Source organism: Halanaerobium hydrogeniformans, assembly GCF_000166415.1.
Taxonomy (GTDB): domain Bacteria; phylum Bacillota; class Halanaerobiia; order Halanaerobiales; family Halanaerobiaceae; genus Halanaerobium; species Halanaerobium hydrogeniformans.
This window is the reverse complement of record NC_014654.1, coordinates 2,340,231-2,363,225: the sequence shown is the minus strand read 5'-3', so window position 1 is coordinate 2,363,225 and position 22,995 is coordinate 2,340,231. Positions and strand designations below refer to the sequence as shown.

The 22,995-nt window shown below is 32.7% G+C and carries 23 protein-coding genes; 21 read left to right on the top strand and 2 right to left on the bottom strand.

Going from position 1 to position 22,995, the window contains the following annotated elements:
- Positions 1-69 precede the first annotated feature (69 nt).
- From HALSA_RS11025 to HALSA_RS11010, 4 genes are all read left to right on the top strand, one after another.
- On the top strand, positions 70-426 hold the full coding sequence (locus HALSA_RS11025) for a class II SORL domain-containing protein (protein ID WP_013406632.1): 357 nt from the start codon (positions 70-72) through the stop codon (positions 424-426).
- 202 nt (positions 427-628) lie between these two features.
- The gene (locus HALSA_RS11020; protein WP_013406631.1) at positions 629-1,573 is read left to right on the top strand and encodes an ABC transporter permease; all 945 of its coding nucleotides are present in this window, start codon (positions 629-631) and stop codon (positions 1,571-1,573) included.
- Between the two features lie 12 nt (positions 1,574-1,585).
- Positions 1,586-2,428 carry an ABC transporter permease gene (locus HALSA_RS11015; protein WP_013406630.1) on the top strand — a complete coding sequence of 281 codons (843 nt, stop codon included), beginning with the start codon at positions 1,586-1,588 and terminating at the stop codon, positions 2,426-2,428.
- Between the two features lie 11 nt (positions 2,429-2,439).
- Positions 2,440-4,029 (top strand): ABC transporter substrate-binding protein, encoded by a 1,590-nt coding sequence (locus HALSA_RS11010; protein WP_238524754.1) that lies wholly within the window; start codon positions 2,440-2,442, stop codon positions 4,027-4,029.
- 53 nt (positions 4,030-4,082) lie between these two features.
- Here the strand turns inward: HALSA_RS11010 and HALSA_RS11005 are convergent, their stop codons facing one another.
- Together HALSA_RS11005 and HALSA_RS11000 are read right to left on the bottom strand one after the other, a co-directional pair.
- Positions 4,083-4,622: a permease gene (locus HALSA_RS11005; RefSeq protein ID WP_013406628.1), complete on the bottom strand. Its 540-nt coding sequence runs from the start codon at positions 4,620-4,622 to the stop codon at positions 4,083-4,085.
- Positions 4,622-5,104, bottom strand: coding sequence for a hypothetical protein (locus HALSA_RS11000; RefSeq protein ID WP_013406627.1), 483 nt, complete (start codon positions 5,102-5,104; stop codon positions 4,622-4,624). The genes HALSA_RS11005 and HALSA_RS11000 overlap by 1 nt, the downstream gene beginning before the upstream one ends.
- Before the next feature lie 243 nt (positions 5,105-5,347).
- On the opposite strand from HALSA_RS11000, the gene HALSA_RS10995 reads away from it, so the two are divergent.
- From HALSA_RS10995 to HALSA_RS10915, 17 genes are all read left to right on the top strand, one after another.
- Complete coding sequence (locus HALSA_RS10995) at positions 5,348-6,769, top strand: glucose-6-phosphate isomerase (RefSeq protein WP_013406626.1); 1,422 nt, start codon at positions 5,348-5,350, stop codon at positions 6,767-6,769.
- A 77-nt stretch (positions 6,770-6,846) separates the two neighbouring features.
- Entirely contained in the window at positions 6,847-8,250 is a 1,404-nt protein-coding gene (locus HALSA_RS10990) for a protein kinase domain-containing protein (protein ID WP_041595832.1), read from the top strand.
- Positions 8,251-8,253: 3 nt separating this feature from the next.
- Positions 8,254-9,006, top strand: coding sequence for an NAD(+) synthase (gene nadE, locus HALSA_RS10985; RefSeq protein ID WP_013406624.1), 753 nt, complete (start codon positions 8,254-8,256; stop codon positions 9,004-9,006).
- Positions 9,007-9,032: 26 nt separating this feature from the next.
- A complete protein-coding gene (locus HALSA_RS10980) occupies positions 9,033-9,959 on the top strand; it encodes an ABC transporter substrate-binding protein (protein WP_013406623.1) in 927 nt (308 codons plus the stop codon).
- Between the two features lie 78 nt (positions 9,960-10,037).
- Positions 10,038-10,511: a HutP family protein gene (locus HALSA_RS10975; protein ID WP_013406622.1), complete on the top strand. Its 474-nt coding sequence runs from the start codon at positions 10,038-10,040 to the stop codon at positions 10,509-10,511.
- Positions 10,486-12,258, top strand: coding sequence for an ABC transporter ATP-binding protein (locus HALSA_RS10970; RefSeq protein WP_013406621.1), 1,773 nt, complete (start codon positions 10,486-10,488; stop codon positions 12,256-12,258). The genes HALSA_RS10975 and HALSA_RS10970 overlap by 26 nt, the downstream gene beginning before the upstream one ends.
- A 15-nt stretch (positions 12,259-12,273) precedes the next feature.
- Entirely contained in the window at positions 12,274-12,924 is a 651-nt protein-coding gene (locus tag HALSA_RS10965) for a lysophospholipid acyltransferase family protein (RefSeq protein WP_013406620.1), read from the top strand.
- Between the two features lie 55 nt (positions 12,925-12,979).
- Positions 12,980-14,107, top strand: a complete 1,128-nt coding sequence (gene lpxK, locus HALSA_RS10960) for a tetraacyldisaccharide 4'-kinase (RefSeq protein WP_013406619.1) — start codon at positions 12,980-12,982, stop codon at positions 14,105-14,107.
- A 20-nt stretch (positions 14,108-14,127) separates the two neighbouring features.
- Positions 14,128-14,874, top strand: a complete 747-nt coding sequence (kdsB, locus tag HALSA_RS10955) for a 3-deoxy-manno-octulosonate cytidylyltransferase (RefSeq protein ID WP_013406618.1) — start codon at positions 14,128-14,130, stop codon at positions 14,872-14,874.
- Positions 14,875-14,885: 11 nt separating this feature from the next.
- Positions 14,886-15,734: a 3-deoxy-8-phosphooctulonate synthase gene (gene kdsA, locus HALSA_RS10950; protein WP_013406617.1), complete on the top strand. Its 849-nt coding sequence runs from the start codon at positions 14,886-14,888 to the stop codon at positions 15,732-15,734.
- 29 nt (positions 15,735-15,763) lie between these two features.
- Positions 15,764-16,756, top strand: a complete 993-nt coding sequence (locus HALSA_RS10945; protein WP_013406616.1) for a KpsF/GutQ family sugar-phosphate isomerase — start codon at positions 15,764-15,766, stop codon at positions 16,754-16,756.
- 27 nt (positions 16,757-16,783) lie between these two features.
- Positions 16,784-17,650, top strand: coding sequence for a lysophospholipid acyltransferase family protein (locus tag HALSA_RS10940; RefSeq protein WP_013406615.1), 867 nt, complete (start codon positions 16,784-16,786; stop codon positions 17,648-17,650).
- A gap of 30 nt (positions 17,651-17,680) precedes the next feature.
- Positions 17,681-18,973 (top strand): 3-deoxy-D-manno-octulosonic acid transferase, encoded by a 1,293-nt coding sequence (locus HALSA_RS10935; RefSeq protein ID WP_013406614.1) that lies wholly within the window; start codon positions 17,681-17,683, stop codon positions 18,971-18,973.
- Positions 18,974-18,985: 12 nt separating this feature from the next.
- Complete coding sequence (locus HALSA_RS10930; RefSeq protein ID WP_013406613.1) at positions 18,986-20,074, top strand: glycosyltransferase family 9 protein; 1,089 nt, start codon at positions 18,986-18,988, stop codon at positions 20,072-20,074.
- Positions 20,061-21,140, top strand: a complete 1,080-nt coding sequence (gene waaF, locus HALSA_RS10925; protein WP_013406612.1) for a lipopolysaccharide heptosyltransferase II — start codon at positions 20,061-20,063, stop codon at positions 21,138-21,140. The genes HALSA_RS10930 and waaF overlap by 14 nt, the downstream gene beginning before the upstream one ends.
- Positions 21,137-21,895: a glycosyltransferase family 2 protein gene (locus HALSA_RS10920; RefSeq protein WP_013406611.1), complete on the top strand. Its 759-nt coding sequence runs from the start codon at positions 21,137-21,139 to the stop codon at positions 21,893-21,895. The genes waaF and HALSA_RS10920 overlap by 4 nt, the downstream gene beginning before the upstream one ends.
- Complete coding sequence (locus HALSA_RS10915) at positions 21,892-22,989, top strand: glycosyltransferase (protein ID WP_013406610.1); 1,098 nt, start codon at positions 21,892-21,894, stop codon at positions 22,987-22,989. The genes HALSA_RS10920 and HALSA_RS10915 overlap by 4 nt, the downstream gene beginning before the upstream one ends.
- Positions 22,990-22,995 lie beyond the last annotated feature (6 nt).

The window sequence follows — 22,995 nt, the reverse complement described above, 5'->3', positions numbered from 1 at the left end:
TACAAGCTGAGCTTGTAGTTATTTACTATAAATCAAAGTTGCATTAAAATTAATAAGGAGGAATTTGAAATGGGTTATTATGATCTCAAAAAATTAGAGAATACTGGTGATGACAAGACTGCTCTGGAGAAAAAGCATGTTCCGTATATTCAGGCTCCTGATCAGGTAAAAAAGGGTGAACCTTTTGAAGTAACAGTTACATTTGGCAAGGAAATTGAACATCCAATGGAACCTGGCCATTATATTCAGTATTTTGATCTTTATGCAGAGTATTCAAGTCTAGCTAGAGTAACATTTACTCCTCATATGAAAGCTGAAGCAACTTTAAATGTTAAATTAGAAGAATCAGCTAAATTAAGAGTTTATGCTTTCTGTAATCTTCATGATCACTGGGAAGGTTATGTAGAAGTAGAAGTAGTGGAGTAATAGTTAAAGCTCAATATTAGTTTAATCAAGGGCCGTCTATTTTGGACGGTTCTTTTTTTTATCTTTTTAAATTCTTTTGATTTTGATACAATGTATATAGTAACTTATTAAAAAATTAAATTCCGTTTTTTGCTAAGATAATGTGAGTATGATAATATGATATATTGAGTTATGGTTAAACTGATCTATGGGAAGTGAAAAAGTGAGAAATTATATTATAAAAAGAATATTGCTTATTATTCCTGTGATTATTATTGTTGCTTTAATAGCTTTTTTTATAACAAACCTTATGCCTGGAGATCCGGTTAGAGTAATTTTGGGAGATTTTGCAACCGAACAACAGGTTATAAGACTTGAGCAAGAATTAGGTCTTGACCAGCCATTGATTATTAGGTTTTTTAACTGGTTGAGTAGTATAGTTAGAGGTGATTTTGGCAATTCAATTTATTTAGATGCTCCTGTTTCAGAAATATTATTCAATAGAATTAAACCAACCTTTATGATTGCAATCTTTTCACAGCTGTTTGGTTTGATTATGGGTCTTACATTAGGAATTATTGCTGCGGTTAACCATAAGAAAATATTGGATCAATTTTCTATAGGCTTTTCTCTGCTGGGGATTTCTATACCAAGTTTCTGGCTTTCATTAATTTTGATTTATTTATTTGCGGTGAGATTGCAGTGGCTACCTGTCAGTGGTTATAGTTCTTTTTCAGAAGTTGGCCTGGGTGCTTTAAGATATCTAATATTGCCTTCAATTACTCTGGCCTTTATGCAGGCAGGTTTGATTGCCAGGATGACCAGGAGTGCTATGCTTGATACATTAAAAAAGGATTATATTCGTACTGCACGCAGCAAAGGACTTTCAGCTAAAGCTATTGTTTTAAAACATGCCTTTAGAAATTCATTACTTCCAATTATTACTGTAATTGGTCATAATTTTGCTGTTTTACTTGGTGGGACCTGGATTATTGAAACAATCTTTGTAATACCTGGTACTGGATTTTTGGCAATAAACGCAATTATGAGAAGAGATATTCCGGTTATTCAGGCCTGTATTATTTTTGTTGCATTTATTTATATTATTTTAAATTTACTTGTTGATTTAAGTTATGGTTTAATAAATCCCAAAATAAAGTATAATTAGAGGTAGATAAATTTGTTTTTTAAAAATAAATTACGCATATTAAAAAACCCCTATATAATTTCAGCTCTGATAATTTTATTAATTATGCTTTTTTTAGCTATTTTTGCTCCATTTTTAACAGAATATAATCCGGTTAGCACTGATGCACGTAATCGACTACAGCCACCCTCTTCAGAGCATTTTCTTGGTACTGATGAATTTGGTAGAGATGTCTTTACAAGAATGCTATATGGAATAAGAGCTTCACTTCAGGTTGGTTTTTCAGTTGTTATTTTAACTTTGCTATTCGGAGTTTTTATTGGTGTTCTCGCAGGTTTTTATCCGAAATTTGATAGAATAATTATGAGAGTTTTAGATGGAATGATGGCATTTCCTGGAATAATTATTGCGATTTCATTGGCGGCTATTTGGGGAGGAGGAAAATTAAATATAATTTTGGCTCTATCTTTTGCCTATTTCCCAAAAATGGCAAGAATAGTTAGAGGTTCTGTTTTTTCTATTAAAGACCTGGAGTACGTCGAATCTGCCCGGGCAGTAGGGGCAGGAGATTTCTATATTATAGTGAAATATATATTGCGTAATACATCTTCGCCAATTCTAGTTCAGGCAACCTTTAATTTTGCCCTTGCTATACTTGATGAAGCAGCCTTAAGTTTTTTAGGTGTAGGAATAATGCCACCAACACCTAGCCTTGGTGGAATGATAAACGATGCGAGAAGTTTTATGACTGTTGCACCCTGGCTGATGATTTTTCCGGGAATGATGATTGTGTTTTCTGTATTAGCTTTTAATCTTCTAGGTGATGGTCTAAGGGACTTTTTAGATCCTCATTTGCGGGGAAATATAAATAATTAAAAACAAAAGAGGTGTCAATTTTGAAAAAATCAATAATTTTAATAATTACTATTATAGTTTTATTTTTGACGATGGCTTTTAGTGCTGCAGCTCAAGCCAGCTCAGAGGGAGTTTATGGTGGTAGACTAAATGTTGCTTTAAAAATGTCTGCGCCTCATCTTGATAGTGATAATTCTACTGATTCGCAAATTACTGCGATGATGAATCATGTTTATGAAGGCTTATTTGAATTTGATGAAAATCTACAGCTCCAACCTCATCTAGCTGATAGTTACAGAGTTTTAGATGATGGAAAAGAGTACATTGTTGAACTTAGGGAAGATGTAATGATGCATAATGGCGAAAAAATGGATGCTGATGATGTGCTGGCATCATTTGAAAGGTGGCTTGATATTAATGGTGCTGGTGATCTTATAAAACCATATTTTGATCAAGCAGTAAAATTAGATGATTACACTATTAGTTTTAAGTTTGATGAGCCTTATGCTCCATTTTTAAATATTATGGCATCACCAGTTTCCAATCAGAAATTTGTAGTAAGGGCTAAAGAAATAATTGATGAGTTTGGAGATAGTTTAATTAACCGGCATATTGGAACTGGACCCTATATGGTAAAAGAATGGATCCCAGATCAAAGGTTAAGCTTGGTTAGGTTTGAAGATTATTCACCTAAGCAAATGGAATCATCATTTTTTGCAGGGGAACGGACTGCATATCTGGACGAAATAGTGTTAAATTTTATTACTAATGCCCAAGTTCGTGTTTCCGGAGTTCAAACAGGTCAATTCCATTTTGCAGAAGAAGTTCCTAGAGATCAATATCCACGTTTTAATGCTGATGCAAATATTAACACCCAGATTATCTATCCAGATCAAATGGCTGTTTTTGTAACAAATAATGGAATAGCACCATTTGATAATAAATATGCTAGAAGGGCGATGGTTTATGCTCTTGATTTAGAAGAATTAGGTTATGCTATGATTGGTAATCCAGATTTTTGGCGGCTGGAAGCTTCTTTACATGAAGAAGGTAATCCCTGGCATGCTGAAAATGTAGGTGAAGGCATATATAATGTTTATGACCCAGATAAAGCTAAAGAATTATTAGATAAAGCAGATTATGATGGAACACCTCTGGTCATTTTAAGTGGACAGGATAGTGAAATGGAGAGACAGGGTGCAATTTCTATTAAAGATCAGCTTGAGAAAATCGGGATTGAAGTAGAATTACAGCTTTTTGATAGGCCGACTGTAGTTGAAAGACGGGCAAAACCTGAAGGGTGGAATATTCATCTTTCATCTTTTATTAAGACCGTACCCGATCCCCAGATACATCAGGGATGGACCGGCACAAATAAATGGGTAACAAATTGGGATTCTGAAGAATCTAGAGAAATGGATGAAATTTTCGCAAGAATGGTTAAGGAAGTTGATTATGAACAGAGATATCAAATAGTTGAAGAATTTTATGAAAAAATGTGGGATACTGTTCCCTACTTTAATATTCTAGATTTCAGCAGGCTTCATATTACACGTTCAGAACTAAAAAACTTTGAAGCTGCCTGGCAGACATTTTTCTGGAATACCTGGCTTGAGGAATAAAGGCGTAATATATTAGATAAAAAAAGCACCAGTGAAAACTGGTGCTTAAACATTTAATCTACCTTTGGGATCTTATAGTTAATTTTAGAAAAGAAATTTCCCAACATAATAGAACTAATAACTACAAGAGGAAGTGAAACCCCGATCCTAATTGCTGTAAATTTAATTCCTAAAATTGAAGCCTCCATAATGCTCATTGGTATCATTACCAGTGAGGCTGCAGTTACATAGGTGAATATTGAAGAAAAATTTGCCCCTTTGTGATAAAGACTATTAGCTACCGGAAATGCAACAAAGGTTCCACCAACTGTTGTTGCCGCCAGTAAGATTGCATAAATATACTTTTTAAAACCAGAAGTATTACCAAAATTATTTTCAATTGTTTCTCTGCTGACCCAAACATCAAATAATCCTATTAGGACAAAAGCTGGTGGTAGGATTGCTATCATATCTCGAGCAAAAATCAAAAAGTTTTCTCCAATTCTTTCTCCAAGCTCAAACTCTATGAAATATGAGATTACAATAAAAGCTGCAAAAATACTAAAGACTATATAGTTAGTTTTATTTTTGTTCTTATTTTTAGTTTTATCCATTATATTAACACCTCTCCATAAAGGATTCCGGTTGCAAGAGCAATAAAGGCTGCAATGATAAAACCAGCTACATTTCTCCAGATGGTTGCCTTAATACCGAAAAATTCTTTTTCTACCGGATAAGTTGCAACTCCAACCAGCATTAAAGTTGTAATGAAAGCTGCTACAACCATATAATTAACTCCTCTAGAAACCAATATACCTGCCAGTGGATATGCTATAAAGCCAGGCATCATTGTTATAGAACCAATTATTAGGCCTAAAAGCAAACCGACAAGTGGAGCCTGTCCACCTAGATAGGTAATTATAAATTGATCAGAAATCAAAAGAATAAAAGATAAGATTATTAAAAGTTTTAAATAGGTTCCTAGTATTTTACTAAATTTTTTCCAGCCAACTTTTAATCCCTGAAGTGTTTTTTCTTTATTTGATATAAATGAAATTATTGTTGCTATACCTGCGATGTAATAAAGTGCATACATTGATTTTCCCTCCTCTTATACCCCTAACGGGTATCTCTGTAAATATCATATGATTAAAACGATTGAAAAAAAGTTAAGTGTTTAACAATTCACAGGTTTATTTACTTTTTTTTTACATAAGCACTTAAATACTATATAATTATAAGGTAAGTTGGTCTTGCAAAACATAAAGTAAAAATATATACTTGTGATAGTATTAATTTACTATTTATAAGTCATATAAACTCAGAAGGGGGAATTAATATGTCTGAAAAGAAAAAAGATGATTTAAGAATTAGACTGGATATTAATAACATATTTGAAGAAGTTGTTGGGGATGAAGGTTTTAAACTTGAGGAACTAGAAGAGTATAAGGCTGAAGCAGAAGCAGCAAAGGAAAATATTCTTAAAGCGGAAGCAGAAGGTAAGATGGGTTTTATGGAGCTTCCTTATAAACAAAAAGAGGTTATAAAAGAACTTAAAGCTACTGCTGAAGAACTAAAAGAAAAATTCGATAATATAGTAATTTTAGGAATTGGTGGTTCTGCTTTAGGTAATATTGCAGTTCAAACAGCTATCAATGATCCTTATTATAATATGTTTGCTGAAGCTCGAAATGGATACCCACGTCTTTTTGTAAGTGATAATGTAGATCCAGATGGTATTAAAGCAATGGTTGATAAACTTGATGTTGAAAAAACAGTTTTTAATGTTATATCTAAATCTGGAAGTACAGCAGAAACTATGAGCCAGTTTTTATTATTAAGAGATCTGGTTGCAGAAACAGTTGGTGAAGATAAGGTTGGAGAACATTTTATTGCTACAACAAGTAAAGATTCAGGATATCTAATAGAAATAGCGAAACGAGAAAATATGAAAACCTTCCATATTCCTGATAATGTTGGAGGAAGATTTTCCGTTTTAACTCCAGTTGGATTGCTCTCTGCTGCCTTTACAGGGGTAGATATTGAAGAATTACTAGCTGGGGCTGCTTATATGGATAAAATATCTAGAGAAGCAGATTTCTGGGATAATCCTGCTTTAATAAATGGTTTAATTCATTATCTGGCCTTTAAAAAGGGTAAGGTTATGTCAGTAATGATGCCATATTCTGACCGCTTAAAAGATCTTGCCGATTGGTATAGACAGCTCTGGGCTGAATCACTTGGTAAAGAGGTTAATAGAGATGGCGAAGTGGTTAATGTAGGACCTACTCCAATCAAAGCATTAGGAGCTACAGATCAACATTCACAGGCTCAACTATATATGGAAGGCCCTTATGATAAGATTATTACCTTCCTTGAAGTAGAAAATTTTGAAAATAAATTAGAGATTCCTTCTGCTTATGAAGATTTAGATGGTCTCGGTTATTTAGGTGGTCATTCCTTTGCAGAACTGATAAATACAGAGAAAAAAGCAACAGAGGTAGCCTTAAATAAACGTAAGCGAATGAACCAAACGATTTATGTGCCTGAGGTAAATGAATTTACTTTAGGACAGTTATTCTACTTTTTCGAATTCCAGACTGCTGTAGCTGGAGAATTGTTTGATATTAATGCCTTTAATCAGCCGGGAGTTGAGCTTGGTAAAAACTATACCTATGGAATTTTTGGTCGTGATGGTTATCAAGATAAAAAGGATGAATTCGAGCAATCTGCTGAGCATAATGAGGATTTAATTTTATAAATTAACTTAAATCAAAACACAGAGTTATAATATAATAATTCCACCTGGAAATAAATAATTTTTAGGTGGAATACTCTGTGTTAAGATATAGAGTATGGTGGGGATTATTAATGGTTGAAGACAAAAAAAATAATAAAAATCTTAGCAAAGAAAAATTATTCAAAGATTTTAAACCCCGGTCAAAAGTTCAGCTGGAAACTGTCAAAGAAATTAAAGCAGCTATCAAAAATATAGGGACTGAGCTACCCCAAAAAATAATTAGCTATCAGGGAATTGCTAGAGAAGCCGGTGAGTATTATTTATTAATAGATGCTAAAAAAGACTTAGTTCCTATAGTAGATTACCTGAAAGAAAAGTCTTTTAATTTTCAAAAAATGCTTAATGAGTTAAAAGCTGTTTTTGAACTTTTAGAAGAGGTAGATTTAGAAAAGAAAAAACTATATTTTAAAGATGGTCTTAATGCAAGTAATTTTTGGATTGATTTAAAAACAGAAAAAATATATTTGCTACCTCAAATTTTTGTTGAACTTAAAGATAATTATGGGGAATATGATTTTGGAGATCATTTAAATGAATATTTTAGACCTCCAGAAATCATTGCTGGAGAAGACTGGCAGGACAAATCTTATGTTTTTAATTTAGCAGCGGTATTTTATTACTTTTTTAGTTCTAAAAAAATATTTAATGATAAAGATACAGCCAAAGTCTTAAATAAAATACAGAGCGAAAAAATAATGGATATTAATCGTTTAGTGCCAGAACTTTCAAAAGAAGTGAATCAATTATTTAAACAGATGCTGCAAAAAAAGCCTGAGCAGAGGCCAGATTATGGAACAATTATAAAAAAAATGCAGTCGATTGATTCTGAACAAAAAAACAATTTTGTTTTAAAATCTTTTAAAGAAAAAGATACCCAGAACACAAAAAAAATGATTGCTAAAAAAAATAAAAAAGATAATATAAAACTCTTTTTCCGGCTAAACTGGAAGTCTATAGCTTTTTTTGTTATTCTTGGAGCAGCTATATTATATGGTGCAGGCTCTGGTCCACCAGCAAATGTGACAGAGGAAACAACTGCCGAAGAAGTTGTAGGGTATTTTTATCACGGTATTGCTTCCAAAAATATTAGCTTAATTAATCAGGCAAGTGATATTGATTTAGGTAATATGCAGCGGATTATAACCGAAAGTCATGTTATAGAAAGTATGCAGGCTGCTTATGGTGGTCAAGAAGGTGAAGAAGATGAAGATCAATCAGTTTACAGCTTAGAAGATTTTGAATTTACTGAGATTTCTGCTGCTGACGATCGATATCTTTTTCAGGTTAATTATATATTTAGTTTTAGAGATCAAGACGGTTTCTATTCATTTGAGCATGAAGATCGGGTTGTTGTAGAAAGAGTTAATCGGATCTGGAATATTGTGAACATTGAAGGCGATTTCAAAGAAATGATAGAGGGTAATTTTCCCTGGAGGGAATAAATAATGAATGATAATAAAAACTTTAAAAAAATTGCAGATAATTTAGTTGACTGGCTTAAAGATAAGGTAGTTTCTGCAGGGGCAAATGGAGCAGTAGTTGGACTTAGTGGTGGTATTGATTCTGCTGTAACAGCTAGACTGGCTCAAAAAGCTTTTGGTGATAATGCTATGGGGATAATTATGCCCTGTAATTCTAATAGAGAAGACCGCGAAGATGCTCTGCTCTTTGCTAATAAATTTGCTTTAAACTATATAATAACAGATTTATCTGATGTTTATCAGCATTTATTAGATGAATTAAAGCGCAGTGGTATTAAAGGTAATAAAATGGCAGAAGTTAATATTAAACCTCGTCTGAGGATGACTTCATTATATTATTATGCAGCTTCTTTAAATTATCTTGTGATTGGAACTGATAATAGAAGTGAATTAAAAATTGGCTATTTTACTAAATATGGAGATGGTGGGGTTGATTTAGCTCCCCTGGGTTCTTTAGTTAAGCATGAGGTTAAAGTTTTAGCTAGAGAATTAAAAATTCCAGAAAAAATTATCAATAAAAAGCCCAGTGCAGGACTCTGGAGCAACCAAACTGATGAAGATGAGATGGGTTTCAGTTATCAAGAATTGGACCATTATATTCTTAGTGGTGAGGCTGAAAAAGCAACAAAAGAAAAAATTGAAAGATTAGTTCAAAAAAATGAGCATAAGCTTAAAGCGGTCCCAATTCCTGAACGTTCAGATATTGTAGTTGAATAATTATTGTAAGAAGTGAGGAATTTGAAGTGAAAAAAATATTGTTTTTCCTATTAAACTTAATTATAGTTTTGACTCTCTTTTCTGGTGTCAGTTTAGCTCAGGAATATCCAATCTATTATGAAGATGATTTAGGTAGAGAAATCATAATTGAAAAAGAGGTTGAAGGTATTATTTCTTTAGCACCGGGGACAACAGAAATAATATATGCTTTGGGTTTAGAAGATAAATTACTTGCTGTTAGTACAGCAGCCAGTTATCCTGAGGAAGCTCTACAAAAAGCTACTGTTGGGACAATAGATGAACCCAATGTTGAATTAATTATATCTTTAGATCCAGATCTTGTAATTGCTGAATCTGTTACTAAAAAGGAAGTTGTTGAAAGATTGTCAGAACTGGGTATTCAGGTTGTGGGTTTTAATCCAAGAAGTATTCCGGATACCATAGAGATGATAAATGATATTGCTTTGTTGACTTCTACTCAAGCTAGGGGAGAAGAAATTACAAGAGCAATGAAGGAAGAATATAAGACAATAACTACCTTAGTAGAAGAAAAATTAGAAAATAGAGAAAGACCGAAGGTTTTTTATGAAATCTGGTCTGATCCACTTTATACAGCAGGTAAAAATACTTTTATTGATAGTATGATCCATGATGCTGGAGGCTATAATATTGGTAGAGAAGCTTCAGGTGCATGGCCTCAGTTTAATATTGAAAGTTTGATTGCTATGGATCCTGATGTTTTCATCAGCAGTGAACACAGTAGTCCAGGAGGAGTAAGTATAGATAAATTAAGATCAAGACATTTGTTTAGAGAAATTTCGGCTTTCCAAAATGATAGATTATATATAGTTGATCAAGATTTAGTTAATAGGCCTTCACCAAGAATTATTGAAGGATATAAGGAATTTGTTAGTGCTTTATTTCCTGAACTAGAAGCTGAAATTAGAGATTAGATATTTATTTAAGAGTTTATACAAAACCTTTTTTAGAAGAATATAAGCTAAAAGAATAAGATTAAGAGGTGAATTTATATGAGTTTAGCGGATTTTACAATTGAGGATTTTACAGAAATTGATGGCGGACAGTCAATAGGTAAAGTTGCAGTGTTACTTTCAATGGTTAATGATGAACATGACAAAAATATAATAGAAGCTTATAAAAATGAGGGTTATGAAGCAGTTATTACTAGAGCCGGTGGAAAGGGTTCTAAATTAAAGGATAAAGTTTTAAGGAATTGTTTGGGAGCTGCAATTAAAGGTGGAGTTATCACAGAATCTGTACAGGATCAAAGGATTTTAACTCGTTGTGTTGAACGGGCAATGATTGATTTTGAGAAACCACTTTCAGGAATTTCGGGAGCAGGCATAAAAATTGGGATAGTTAGTAAAGCTCCCCACCTGGCTGTAGCTCTTTATGGTAAATTGGGTATTCCCGGTCTAGATGTAGATCATGAAATTTCAGGAATGGGGATTCATTATTATGGACTCAGCACAAAAACAAATTAACTCAATTGAAATTTTAAAAAGAGTCTCAAAATATATTTTTCCATATAAAGGCAGGCTAGCAGGTGGTGTTTTTTCAATGCTAGTTCATGCCTTTTTAACCATTTTTTTTGTAAGGGTTTTTCAGGATTTATTGGAAACGATAATTAGTGATATGGCAGCCGGCAGAGAGGGTATTATTAGGCTAAGCTGGATTGCTGCTTTGATGGTCCTGGTATATTTTCTTAAAGGTGTAGCCTATTATGGACAGCACTATTTAGTAGCCTATGTTTCACAAAAGTCCATTAAAGATATTAGAGATGATCTCTATTATCATATTCAAAATCTTTCACTTAGTTTTTACAGCCAAAATAAAACTGGTGATATTTTATCTAGAATAACTAATGATGTTCATCAACTTGAAAGCTCTATGATTAAAACAACAGTGGGAACAATTGATAAATTATTCACTTTAATTGGTGGATTAATTTACCTTGTTTACTTAAATTATAGACTGACAATTATTCTGGTTCTTATCTTACCAATAATATTTTATGTTATTACTGTCTTTAACAAAAAATTAAAAAGGATAAGTAGAACAGTACAGGTTAAAATTGCAGATGTTTCTGATGTAATTCAAGAAACTGTTTCAGCAGTAAGGGTTGTTAAGTCATTTGGTAGAGAGGAATATGAGTATAATAAATTTAGTGATGAAAATCAATCCAATTTCCGGGCTAAGATGAAACAAACACAGTATGGGGCTATTTTAACTCCTTTAATAGAGTTTATTGCAGCCCTTTCTTTTACTGCTATACTCTGGTTTGGTGGTTATGAAGTAATGCAGGGTAGAATGAGGGCATCTGAACTTATTGCCTTTTTTACTCTTTTAATTACTATTAGTGATCCCTTACGCTCACTTACTAAGTTAAGCAGGCGCTTTCAACAGTTGATTGCTGCAGGAGAAAGAGTGTTTGAGATTATGGATATTGAGAGCAGTTTAAGAACAGAAGATAAAGATAAAATCGAATTGGATAATATTGAGGGAGAAATTGTATACAATAATTTAAACTTTTCCTATAATAGAAACGAAATTGTATTAAAAGATATCAACCTCTGTGCTTCACCTGGAGATATTATTGCATTTGTTGGCCAAAGTGGTGCAGGAAAAACCACATTGGTTGATTTGCTTCCACGCTTTTATGATCCAGATAAGGGGTATATAACTCTTGACGGTCATAATCTTAAGGATATAAAAATTGATAATCTGCGTAGTTTTATTGGTATAGTTCCTCAGGAAACAATTTTGTTTAGTGGAACATTAAGGGACAATATTAAATATGGAGATCTTGATGCAGATGACGAGGCCCTTAAAAAAGCTGCTGTAGCAGCAAATGCCCATGAGTTTATAATAGAATTTCCAGAAGGTTATGATACAATGGTTGGAGAAAGAGGAGTTGGCCTTTCAGGTGGACAAAAACAGAGGATTTCTATTGCTAGAGCTATTTTAAAAGATCCTAAAATTTTGATTTTAGATGAGGCAACTTCGTCACTTGATGCAGAATCAGAATCATTGGTACAGGAAGCTTTAGAGCATTTGATGGAGCATAGAACAACCTTCATTATTGCCCATAGACTTTCTACAATTAAAAATGCTGATAAAATTATTGTTCTGGAAAATGGACAAATAGTAGAAAGAGGTAGTCATCAGGAACTGCTTAAAAAAGACGGTAAATATGCTTCACTTTATCAGGGGCAGTTTATAGAAAAATAAAAAGAGGTGAAATCTTTGGCTGAAAAAAAGAAAAGTTTTAAAGATAAATTGATTCCATCTCTAGCCTATAATCTATTAAGATTTAGTAATCTGACTATTAGACTTGAAGTTGAAGGCTGGGAAGAGATCGCTGATATACTCGATCAGAGCCAGCCAATAATCTTTTCTAGCTGGCATGGTAAGAGCTGGATTCCTGCCTACTTTTTACGGGATCTAGGTATTTATGCTCTGACAAGCCTCAGCCGTGATGGTAGTTATATGACAGGAGTGTTGGAAAGCCTGGGCTGGAAAACAATCAGAGGTTCCAGCAGCCGAGGAGCCAGCCGTTCTCTGCTCTCACTTTACAGAAAGCTGAAAGAGGGAGAAAATACTGCTTTAACTATTGATGGACCAACTGGCCCTATTTATGAGGTTAAATCAGGTATAATCTTTTTATCAGAAAAAGCAGATGCGCTAATTGTTCCGGTAGGGGTAGATGCTCGCTGGAAAAAGAACTTTAACAGCTGGGATAATTATTTGTTTCCATTACCTTTTAGCAAAGCTGCCCTGGTTTTTGGCAGAGCTTTTAGCTTTGATAAAGAGCTTGAAATGGAAGATAAGAAAGCTATCTTAAAAGAAAAGATGGAAAAAGTCAATCAAAGAGCAGCAGAACTTGTTCAAGTTTAGCCTGTTGATTTAATTTAGCTGTTAATTTACAGCCTGAAGGATTTGGTGATATTTTATGAAGGATAATTTGAAGTCATATTTAAAAAGAGTAATTAAAAAAGAAGAGACAGGAAAATTAGCTTCAATCACTAGAGTAGTACTGCTTTTTTTATCTTATATTTATTCAGCTGCCAGTAGAATGAGGTCCTTTGCCTATCGAAATAAATTGATGCCAAAAAAAGAAGCTTCAGTACCTGTGATAAGTGTCGGTAATATAACAACAGGTGGAACAGGCAAAACACCTTTTACTGCATTTTTGCTTGAACAATTAAAACATAAATATTCAATTGCTGTTATCAGTAGGGGTTATGGAGCTTCTAAAGATGTTGCTGAACCATTTTTAATTAAAGATGGAGAAAACATTTATGCAGACTCAGCTCAATCTGGAGATGAACTTTTTATGCTGGCCAGGAAGACTGATGATGTAATATTTATTCGCTCTGCAGATAGATATCAGGGTACAGTGCTGGCTGAAGAAAAAGGAGCAGAATTAATTATTTTAGATGATGGTTTTCAGCATTATCAATTAGAAAGAGAAGTTGATGTTGTTATTATTGATGCAGAAGATCCCTTTTCCAATAATAAGGTATTACCAGCAGGATTATTAAGAGAACCTTTTTCTGCTTTAAAAAGAGCTGATATTTTTATTTTAAACCATACAGAAAATGTAGAACACTCTAGAGTTGAGGCACTTAAAAAAGATATTAATAAAAAGAGTCCTGCAAACAGAGGAGTTTTTGCTGCTAAAACCATTTCGGAAAAATGTATTAGTGTTGTTGGTGAGGATATAAATGAAGCAGATTTTCTGGAGGAGAAAAGGGTTTTTGCTTTTTCAGGTATTGGTAGTCCAGAAGCTTTTAAAAGAACAATTGAAAGTAATGGTGGTAATTTAGTAAGCTATAGAGTTTTTAAAGATCATTATAATTACCAAAAAGAAGATCTATTAACCTTAGTTGATCAATATGAATCTTCTAAAGCTGATATTATTTTGACAACTGAAAAAGATGCAGTAAAATTATTTGATTTTGGAGATATGATTGGCGAATTACCTTTTTATTATTTAACTATCTCTATGCAGATAGATGATAGTAAAAAGCTTCTCGAAGCTATAAATGAGAAAATTCAGCAGAAAAGAAATAAATAAAAAATTATTGAGGTGGAGTTATGAATGCTTTAAAAACTGCAGCAGTAATACCGGCAAGATATGATTCCAGCCGTTTTCCTGCTAAAGCACTGGCGAAAATAGCCGGAAAAGAAATGGTTGTCCGGGTAATGGAAGCAGTACAAAAGTCAGAACTGATAGATGAGGTAATTGTTGCTACAGATGATCAGCGAATCAAAGTTGTGGTGGAAGCAAATGGTGGTCGAGCAGTGATGACCTCATCAGAGCATCAGACTGGTACAGATAGAATAGCTGAGGCTGCAGAAGGTATTGAGGCTGATTTAATAGTCAATGTGCAGGGAGATGAGCCTTTGATAAAAAAAGAAACTATTGCTCAGGCAATTAAACCTTTTCAAGAGGAAAAAAATCTAAAAATGAGCACATTAAAACGCAGGCTTGATCCTAAAAAAGCTGCAAATCCAGATATAGTTAAAGTAGTTGTTGATCAAGATGATTATGCCCTTTATTTTTCCCGTTCACCAATTCCCTATTACAGAGATGACGAAAAAAAGGCAAAAGAATACTTTCAGCATATCGGACTTTATGTTTATAGGCGGGATTTTTTATTGGACTATTCAGCTATGAGTTCTACAACTCTCGAAAAGGCTGAGTCTTTAGAACAACTGCGTGTTTTAGAAAGTGGTGTTAAAATTAAGGTTATAGAAACAGAGGCAAAATTGATTGGTGTTGACCGCAAAGAGGATATTGAACTGGTAGAAAAAGAACTTAAAAAAAGAAATAGAACCTAGAGGTGTAAAATATGCTAAAAAAAGTGAAACTGAATGATGAAATAATTTTTGGAGATTCTAAAAAGCCTTTTGTGCTTTTAGCCGGCCCCTGTGCTATAGAAGAGGAAGAAAGAGTATTTAAAATAGCAGAAGGTATTAAAGAGATAACTTCTAGACTGGGTATTCCTTATGTTTTTAAATCTTCTTTTGATAAAGCAAATCGTTCTTCTATAGAATCATATCGTGGGCCTGGAATAGATAAAGGACTTGCAATTTTAAAGAGAATTAAAGAAGAATTAAATTTACCGGTAATTTCTGATATACATTTACCTGAACAGGCAGAAAAAGCTGCAGAAGTATTGGATATTATTCAGATCCCAGCCTTTTTATCAAGGCAGACTGATATGCTTGTTGCTGCAGGTAATACAGACAGGATAATTAATGTAAAAAAGGGTCAATTTCTGGCCCCCTGGGATATAGATCAGGTTGTTAATAAGATTGAAAGTACAGGTAATGAAAAGATATTACTTACCGAAAGAGGGGTTTCTTTTGGCTATAATAACCTGGTAGTAGATTTTCGTTCTTTACCAAGGATGAGAAAAACGGGTTATCCAGTTGTCTTTGATGTAACTCATTCTGTACAGCTTCCTGGTGGTGCTGGAGACAGTTCTGATGGAGAAAAAGAATTTGTACCTTATTTGATGAGAGCTGGACTAGCAGCTGGAGTTGATTCTCTCTTCATGGAAGTACATGATAATCCAGCTGAAGCTAAAAGTGATGGTGCCAATATGATTCCACTGGATAAACTGGAGAAAATATTGAAACAGGCACTTGCAATTGATTCAGCAGTTAAAAACTGTCCAGAAATAGATGATATTTAATAAAAAAATAAAAATTAGGTGAATAAATAATGAATAAAGAAGATATAAGTAAAGAAAAATTAAGTTCTGCTATGGATGAAGCCAAAAATGTGCTTGAAATTGAAGCAGAGGCTGTTCTTAAAATAAGAGATAACCTTGATGGTAGTTTCAAAGAGGCTATGAAAATAATTATTGACTGCCCGGGCAGAGTTGTTTTTACTGGAGTTGGCAAAGCTGGCTTAGTTGCTAAAAAAATGGCTGCTACTTTTTCTAGTACCGGAACATCTGCTTTTTTCGTCCATGCTGGAGAAGGCCTTCATGGTGATCTAGGTATGATTAAAAATGGAGATGTTGTGATTGCAGTTTCTAACAGTGGTGAAAGTGATGAAGTAATTAGTCTGCTTCCTTCTTTAAGAAGGATTGGAGTAAAATTAATTGCTCTGACCGGTGATAATGATTCTACTTTAGCTACTTATGCAGATTTAATTCTGGAAACAGATGTAATTACAGAAGCATGTCCGCTTAATCTAGCCCCAACAGCAAGTACTACAGCAGCTATAGCCTTAGGTGATGCTTTAGCTATTGCCTTATCTACTTATTATGGATTTACTCAGGAAGACTTTGCCCTCTATCATCCAGGAGGTTCTCTGGGTAAAAAGCTCTTAACTAAGGTTAAAGATGTAGTTGAAATAAGAAAGCAAAATCCAATAGTTAAAACCGAAACAAGTGTTAGACAGGCTCTTTTTAAAATGACCAAGACCAGAATGGGATCTACTTCAGTAGTAGATCAAGCAGGTAATTTGAAGGGTATAATTACCGATGGTGATATTAGGAGACTTTTAGAAAAGTCTGCTGACTTTATTGATAGACCGGTTAAAGATTATATGACAGTTGATCCTGTTACAATTACAAAGGATAAACTGGCTGCTGAAGCACTACAAATTATGGAAGAAAAAGAAATCAATGATCTACCAGTAGTTGAAGCTGGCAAACCAGTTGCCATGCTTAATTTCCAGGATTTACTGCGAGCAAAAGTTTTTTAAAATTTTATTTAATTAAAGAGGTTTAATATGATAGATAAAATAACTATATTCTTATACAATTTATTTAGATTTATAACTCTTAAACTACCGAGAAAAATAGCTTATTTACCAGGCAAATTTATAGGCTATTTGGCTTATTTGTTGACACCTAAAAGGAGAAAACTAGCTCAAAAAAATATAAAAAAAGCATTAGGAGTATCAGATGCTGAAGCTAAAAAAATAACTAAAAAAGTTTATTTAAATTTAGGGCTAAATTTTGCTGAATTTTTAATGGAAGATCAGTTTACAGAAGCAGATATTGAAGAGATGGTAGAATTTAATAATTTAGAATATCTAGACCAGGCTTTAGAAGAAAATAAGGGAGTTATTATTTATTCAGCCCACTTAGGCAACTGGGAGCTTTTAGGAGCTTTACTGGCTATTAAAGGATATAAGATTAATTCTATAGCTAAAGAACAGAAAAACTCTTTATTTGATCAGAAAATTAATGAAATAAGACGCGGGATAGGAATTGGAATAATTCCAAAGGGCTTAGCTGTGAGAAAGGCTTTTAAAGCTTTAAGAAAAAATGAAATAGTTGCTTTATTGGGTGATCAGGATGCCAGAAGTAAGGGCTGGAAAATGAACTTTTTTGGTAGACCTGCATCTGTATTTTTAGGAGCAGTTCAATTTGCCCAAAGAACAGGAGCTCCTATTGTACCTATTTTTTTTCATCGGCAGGGCTGGTTAGAACATGAATTGATCTGTTATCCACCTATTAAAATAGCTGCTGATAGTTCAGAAGCGGAATTGAAAGTAGAACTCAAGAGATTACTTGATTTAACAGAAAAAGAAATAGAAAGGTCACCGGAAGACTGGATGTGGCTGCACAGACGCTGGAAAAAATATAATTAGAAAAATAATATTATTATGAGGTGGAAGCTTATGTACTTATTATATAATACAATATTATCAGTTTTAACTGTCTTTTTGCTTCCCTATTTTTATTATAAAAGTAGAAGTAATGATGAAAAATTAAACTTGAGAGAGCGTTTTGCATTCTATAACCACAATCTCGATTTATTATTTCCAGCAGAGAAGGTAATCTGGATTCATGCAGCATCTGTCGGAGAAACTCTAGCTGCTCAGAAATTTACTGAAGAAATTAGAAAAAACCATCCTCAGGCAAGGATTATTTTTTCTAATATGACAGCTAGTGGGAAAAAATTAGCTAAAAAGAAAATTGAAGCAGCTGATTTAGTTATTTATCTTCCCTTTGATCTAAATTGGGTTGTTAATAAAGCTGTTAATATTTTTAAACCTGATCTGTTTATTATGATAGAAACTGAACTCTGGCCTAATTTAATAAAAGCTTTAGATGAACAGGGAACCCAGATAATGCTGGCAAGTGGAAGAATAAGTGATGATTCTTTTGATAAGTATAAATATCTGGGTAATCTGCTGGAAGACATGCTGCAGAGAGTTGATATTTTCAGTATGCAGCATCAAGAAGCAGCTGCTAAGATCAAAGAATTAGGAGCTCCTGAAGATCATATCTGTATTAATGGTAATCTTAAATATGATCTTAGTATCAATCATCCTTCTGAAGAAGAGTATTATAAAAAAAGAGAGTTATTTAATATTAAAAATAAAACTAAGGTTGTTATTGCAGGCAGTACGCATCAAGGTGAAGAAGAAATTATTTTAGATCTTTATAAAAAACTAAAACCTCATTTTAAAGACCTAAAGATTCTATTAGCTCCTCGCTATGTAGAACGAAGAGAAGAATTATTGGATCTGTGCCAACAGAAAGCTGTTAAGGCAGCTCTTTATACTGAAATAAAAAAAGATGAAATTCACCTAAGTAATGATGTAGATATAATTATAATTGATACAATGGGAGAATTAGCTGAGTTATATTATTTTGCTGATCTTGTTTTTATCGGAGGCTCATTAATCAATAGAGGTGGCCATAATGTTATTGAAGCAGCAGCAAGAGCAAAGGTTGTATTATTTGGTCCGAGCATGTATAATTTTAAAGAAGAAAGAGACTTTTTAGTGGACAATGAGACTGGCTTTGAAGTGAAAGATTTAGATGATTTTATTGAAAAAAGCTATCAATTATTGGCCAATGATAACTTTAGAAAAGATAGAGCTGAAAAAGCAGCAGCTTTAATTGCAGAAAATAGGGGTTCAGTAAGAAAGAATTTGCAGTTAATTAATGTTTTATTAAAATAGGAGTAGATTATAATGCTTGATGATAAAGCAGAGAAGATATTGATAATAAGATTAAGTGCAATTGGTGATGTTATACATTCATTACCAACAGCCTATGGCATTAGGCAAAAGTATCCAAATGCTCAGATAGACTGGTTGGTGGAAGATAAGGCTTTTCCACTAGTAAATATGAATCCTTACTTAGACAATGCTATTATTTTGCCTAGAAAAAAATGGAAAAATGATATAAAAGAAAAGGGCATAATCCATACTCTGAAAGAATTTTGGTCTTTTTATAAAATGATGCGAAAAAGAAATTATGATATAACTCTTGATTTACATGGTCTTTTCAAAAGTTCTTTTAGTTCTTTTTTAATTAAACCTGAACTTAGAATGGGGCCTGCTGATGGTAGAGAGTTAAGTCAATTTTTTTACCAGGCGAAAATTGAATTAAAAGAAAAGAAATTACATAAAGTAGAAAGAAGCTTAGAACTTGCAAAAGCTCTTGGGGTTGACACAGAATTAGTTAATTATGGTCTTAAAATAACTCCTGTTATTAAAAGCAGAGTAAGTAGATTATTTGAAATAGAGAAAATTGATACAAATAAAAAGATAATTATATTAAATCCTTTTACTACCTGGGAGTCAAAAAACTGGTTTTTAGAAAGATATTTTGAACTGGCAGATGAGTTAATAGCAGAAGGTTACTATGTTATCTTTACAGGTTCAAATGCTGATAGAGAAGCAATTGATAAATATGAAGGAAATAAAGAATTTTATAGTAATCTTGCTGGGAAAACAGATTTGCAGGAATTAGCAGAGATATATAATAGAGCAGATCTTTATATAGGTGGAGATACTGGTCCAACTCATCTAGCTGCAGCGATTGGTTTACAAGTCATTGCTCTTATGGGACCAACAAATCCAGTTACACATGGTCCATATGGCGAAGGACACACTGTAATCCAGGACAATAGTTTAAAATGTATCCGTTGTTGGGATAAAACTTGCAGCCGTAATATGCAGTGTATGAAGTCAATAAGTGTGGCCCAGGTAATGCGAATAGCAGGAAAAAAGCTCGATGAAATAAAATTAGAGGATGGTACTAATGAATCAAATTAAAAGAATAGTAGTTATTGATTTGCTATATTTAGGAGATTTAATTTTTGCCCATCCCTTTTTTGCAGAATTGAGAAAGCTTTTTCCAAAAGCAAGAATAGATTTGATTGCTAACAGTAATTTTGCTGAGATTATGAGGGTTAATAAAAATATAGACAATGTTTATAGTTATAATAAAAATTGGAATGTTTTAAGGTCATACGAATTTGCTAAAGAAATAAAGCAAAATAATTATCAATTAGCATTAAATATTCACGGTAATTGGAGAACTGCTCTGCTTTTAAAAATTGTGTCTGCTGATAAAGTAATTGGTTATGGTTCTAAAGGCAGGGGCATTTTTTTAGATCAAAAAGTTGATGATACTATAAATTCTCATATGATAGATTTTTATCTATATTTTATAAAGAGCCTTCAGCAGAGTCATTTGTTAGAAAAATATTTTGACCGAAACAATTCAGCTCTTGAAGTAAGTCAGATTTCTAACAAAAGAGAAAAACTATTTCCAACCTTAAGGATTGAAAATAAATATATTCAGACTGCAGAGAAAAAACTTAAAGATTTAAGTCTGAAAGCAGGATTTATTGTTTTAAACACTGGTGGAAGCTGGAAAACCAAAAGGTGGCCTGAAAAATATTTTGCAGAACTAGCCAATTTATTAATAGAAAAAGGTCATGATATTTTATTCGTAGGTGGCCCTTCAGACAATAAAAGAGTAAAAGACATTATTTTTCATATTGATAAAAAAGAGAAAACATATAATCTTACTGGAGAGACTTCTCTTTTAGAACTTGCTGCAGTCTGTAAAAAAGCTAATTTAATAATTAGTGGAGATACTGGCCCTGTTCATGTTGCGGCTGCTGTTGGAACAAATACCGTTACTATTTTTGGCCCTTCTGATGAAGAAAAGTATGCTCCGAGAGGTAGAGCCAAAAATATAATAATTAAAAACAAAGGTTTAGATTGTAGGCCCTGTGGAGAACATGAGTGTCCATTAAAACATTTTAAGTGTATGAGGGAAATTAAAGCAGAAAAGATTATTGATCTTCTGCAAACTGAGGATTTGATATGATGAAAAATCTTACAGCTTTAGTATTGACGTATAATGAAGAAGAAAATATAGAAGAGTGTTTAAAATCAATTAACTGGATTGATAAAATTATAGTTATTGATTCTTATAGTGATGATAATACTAAAAAAATTTCTAATTCATTTGCTAATGTAGAGTTCTATCAGAGAGAATTTGATGATTTTGCTTCACAGCGTAATTTTGGATTAGAAAAAGTTAAAACTGATTGGGTATTTGTCATCGATGCTGATGAAAGAGTTACCGAAGAATTGAGAAAAGAGATTGAAAATTTAGCAGATAATTCAATGGTTAATGGATATGAAATTGCGCGTAAAAACTATTTTTTAGGTAAATGGATTAAGTATTGTGGCTGGTATCCAGATTACACTTTAAGATTATTTAAAGCGAAATTTCGCTATAAAGGTCTGGTCCATGAATCTCCACAGATAAATGAAAATATAGAAAGACTAGAAAATGATTTTATTCATTATACATACAAAGATCTTGAGAGTTATATAGCTAAAATGAATCACTATACTACCTTAGATGCAGAGAAGAAATATAATAAAGGTAAAAAAATAGGTATAAGTTATTTATTGTTTAGACCTTTTTTAGAATTTATAAAGAAGTATCTTCTAAAAAAAGGGGTTTTATTGGGTAGTCAGGGATTGATTTTATCTATTTTATCATCATACTATCAATTTTTAAAAAGCATTAAACTCTGGGAATTGAATAAATTTGGGGATGAGAAAAATTGAAGAATATAGTTTTTCTAAATAGTTGTCCAGTATGGGGTGGTGGAGAAAAATGGACCTATACCACTGCCAAAATTTTTAATGAAAAAAAAGACTATAATGTCTATGTAGCTACGGCAAAAAATACAGAATTATATGAGAGAGCAAAAAAAGCAAAAATTAAAACTCAAGAAGTGAGAGTAAAAAGTGGTATAAGTTTTTTGAATCCATTAAAATCATATAAATTTATTAAATTTTTGAAATCACAAAAGATAGATATTTTGTTTTTAAACATGTCTCAGGACTTGAAATTTGGAGGTATCTGCGGTAAAATTGCTGGATTAGATAGAATTATTTATCGGCGAGGTAGTGCTATCCCAATTAAAAATAGATTTTATAATAAGTATTTGCTTAGAAATTGTGTCACTGATATAATTGCTAATTCGAAAGCTACTAAAGAGACTGTTTTGAGAAATACATCCCAGTGGTTAAGTGAAGATAAAATTGAGATAATATATAATGGTATTGATTTAAATAAAATTGATCAAGCTGCTAATAAGCCTTTAAACTTATATGAAGAATTTAATATAAAAGAAGATAAAATTATTATAGGAAATATAGGACGTTTGAATTATCAAAAAGGACATGAATTTTTAATTAAAGCTGTAGGAAAAGCAGTTAAAAAAAAGAAAAACTTTGTTGTTCTGGGTATTGGTAGTGGAGATAGGGAACAAGAATTAAAAGAGTTAGTAAAGAAAAAGAATTTAAATGATTATATAATATTTACTGGTTTTAGAGATGATGTTTATAATATTTTACCGGGGTTAGATTTTTTAGTTCATACTGCACGTTGGGAAGGTTTTGGCTTTGTTATTGCAGAAGCAATGGCAGCAAAGTTACCGGTTGTCAGTACAGATGTAAGCAATATCTCTGAGTTAGTTATTGATGGAGAAAGTGGATATTTAGCAGAAAGTGAAAACCCAAGAGATATTGAAAGTAAAATTTTAAAGATGATTGCCCAAAATAATAAAAAAGAAATGGGTATAAAAGGCAGAGAGATAATAGAAAATAATTTTACTATTGATATAATGATTAGAAATATTGAGATTTGTTTATGATAATTA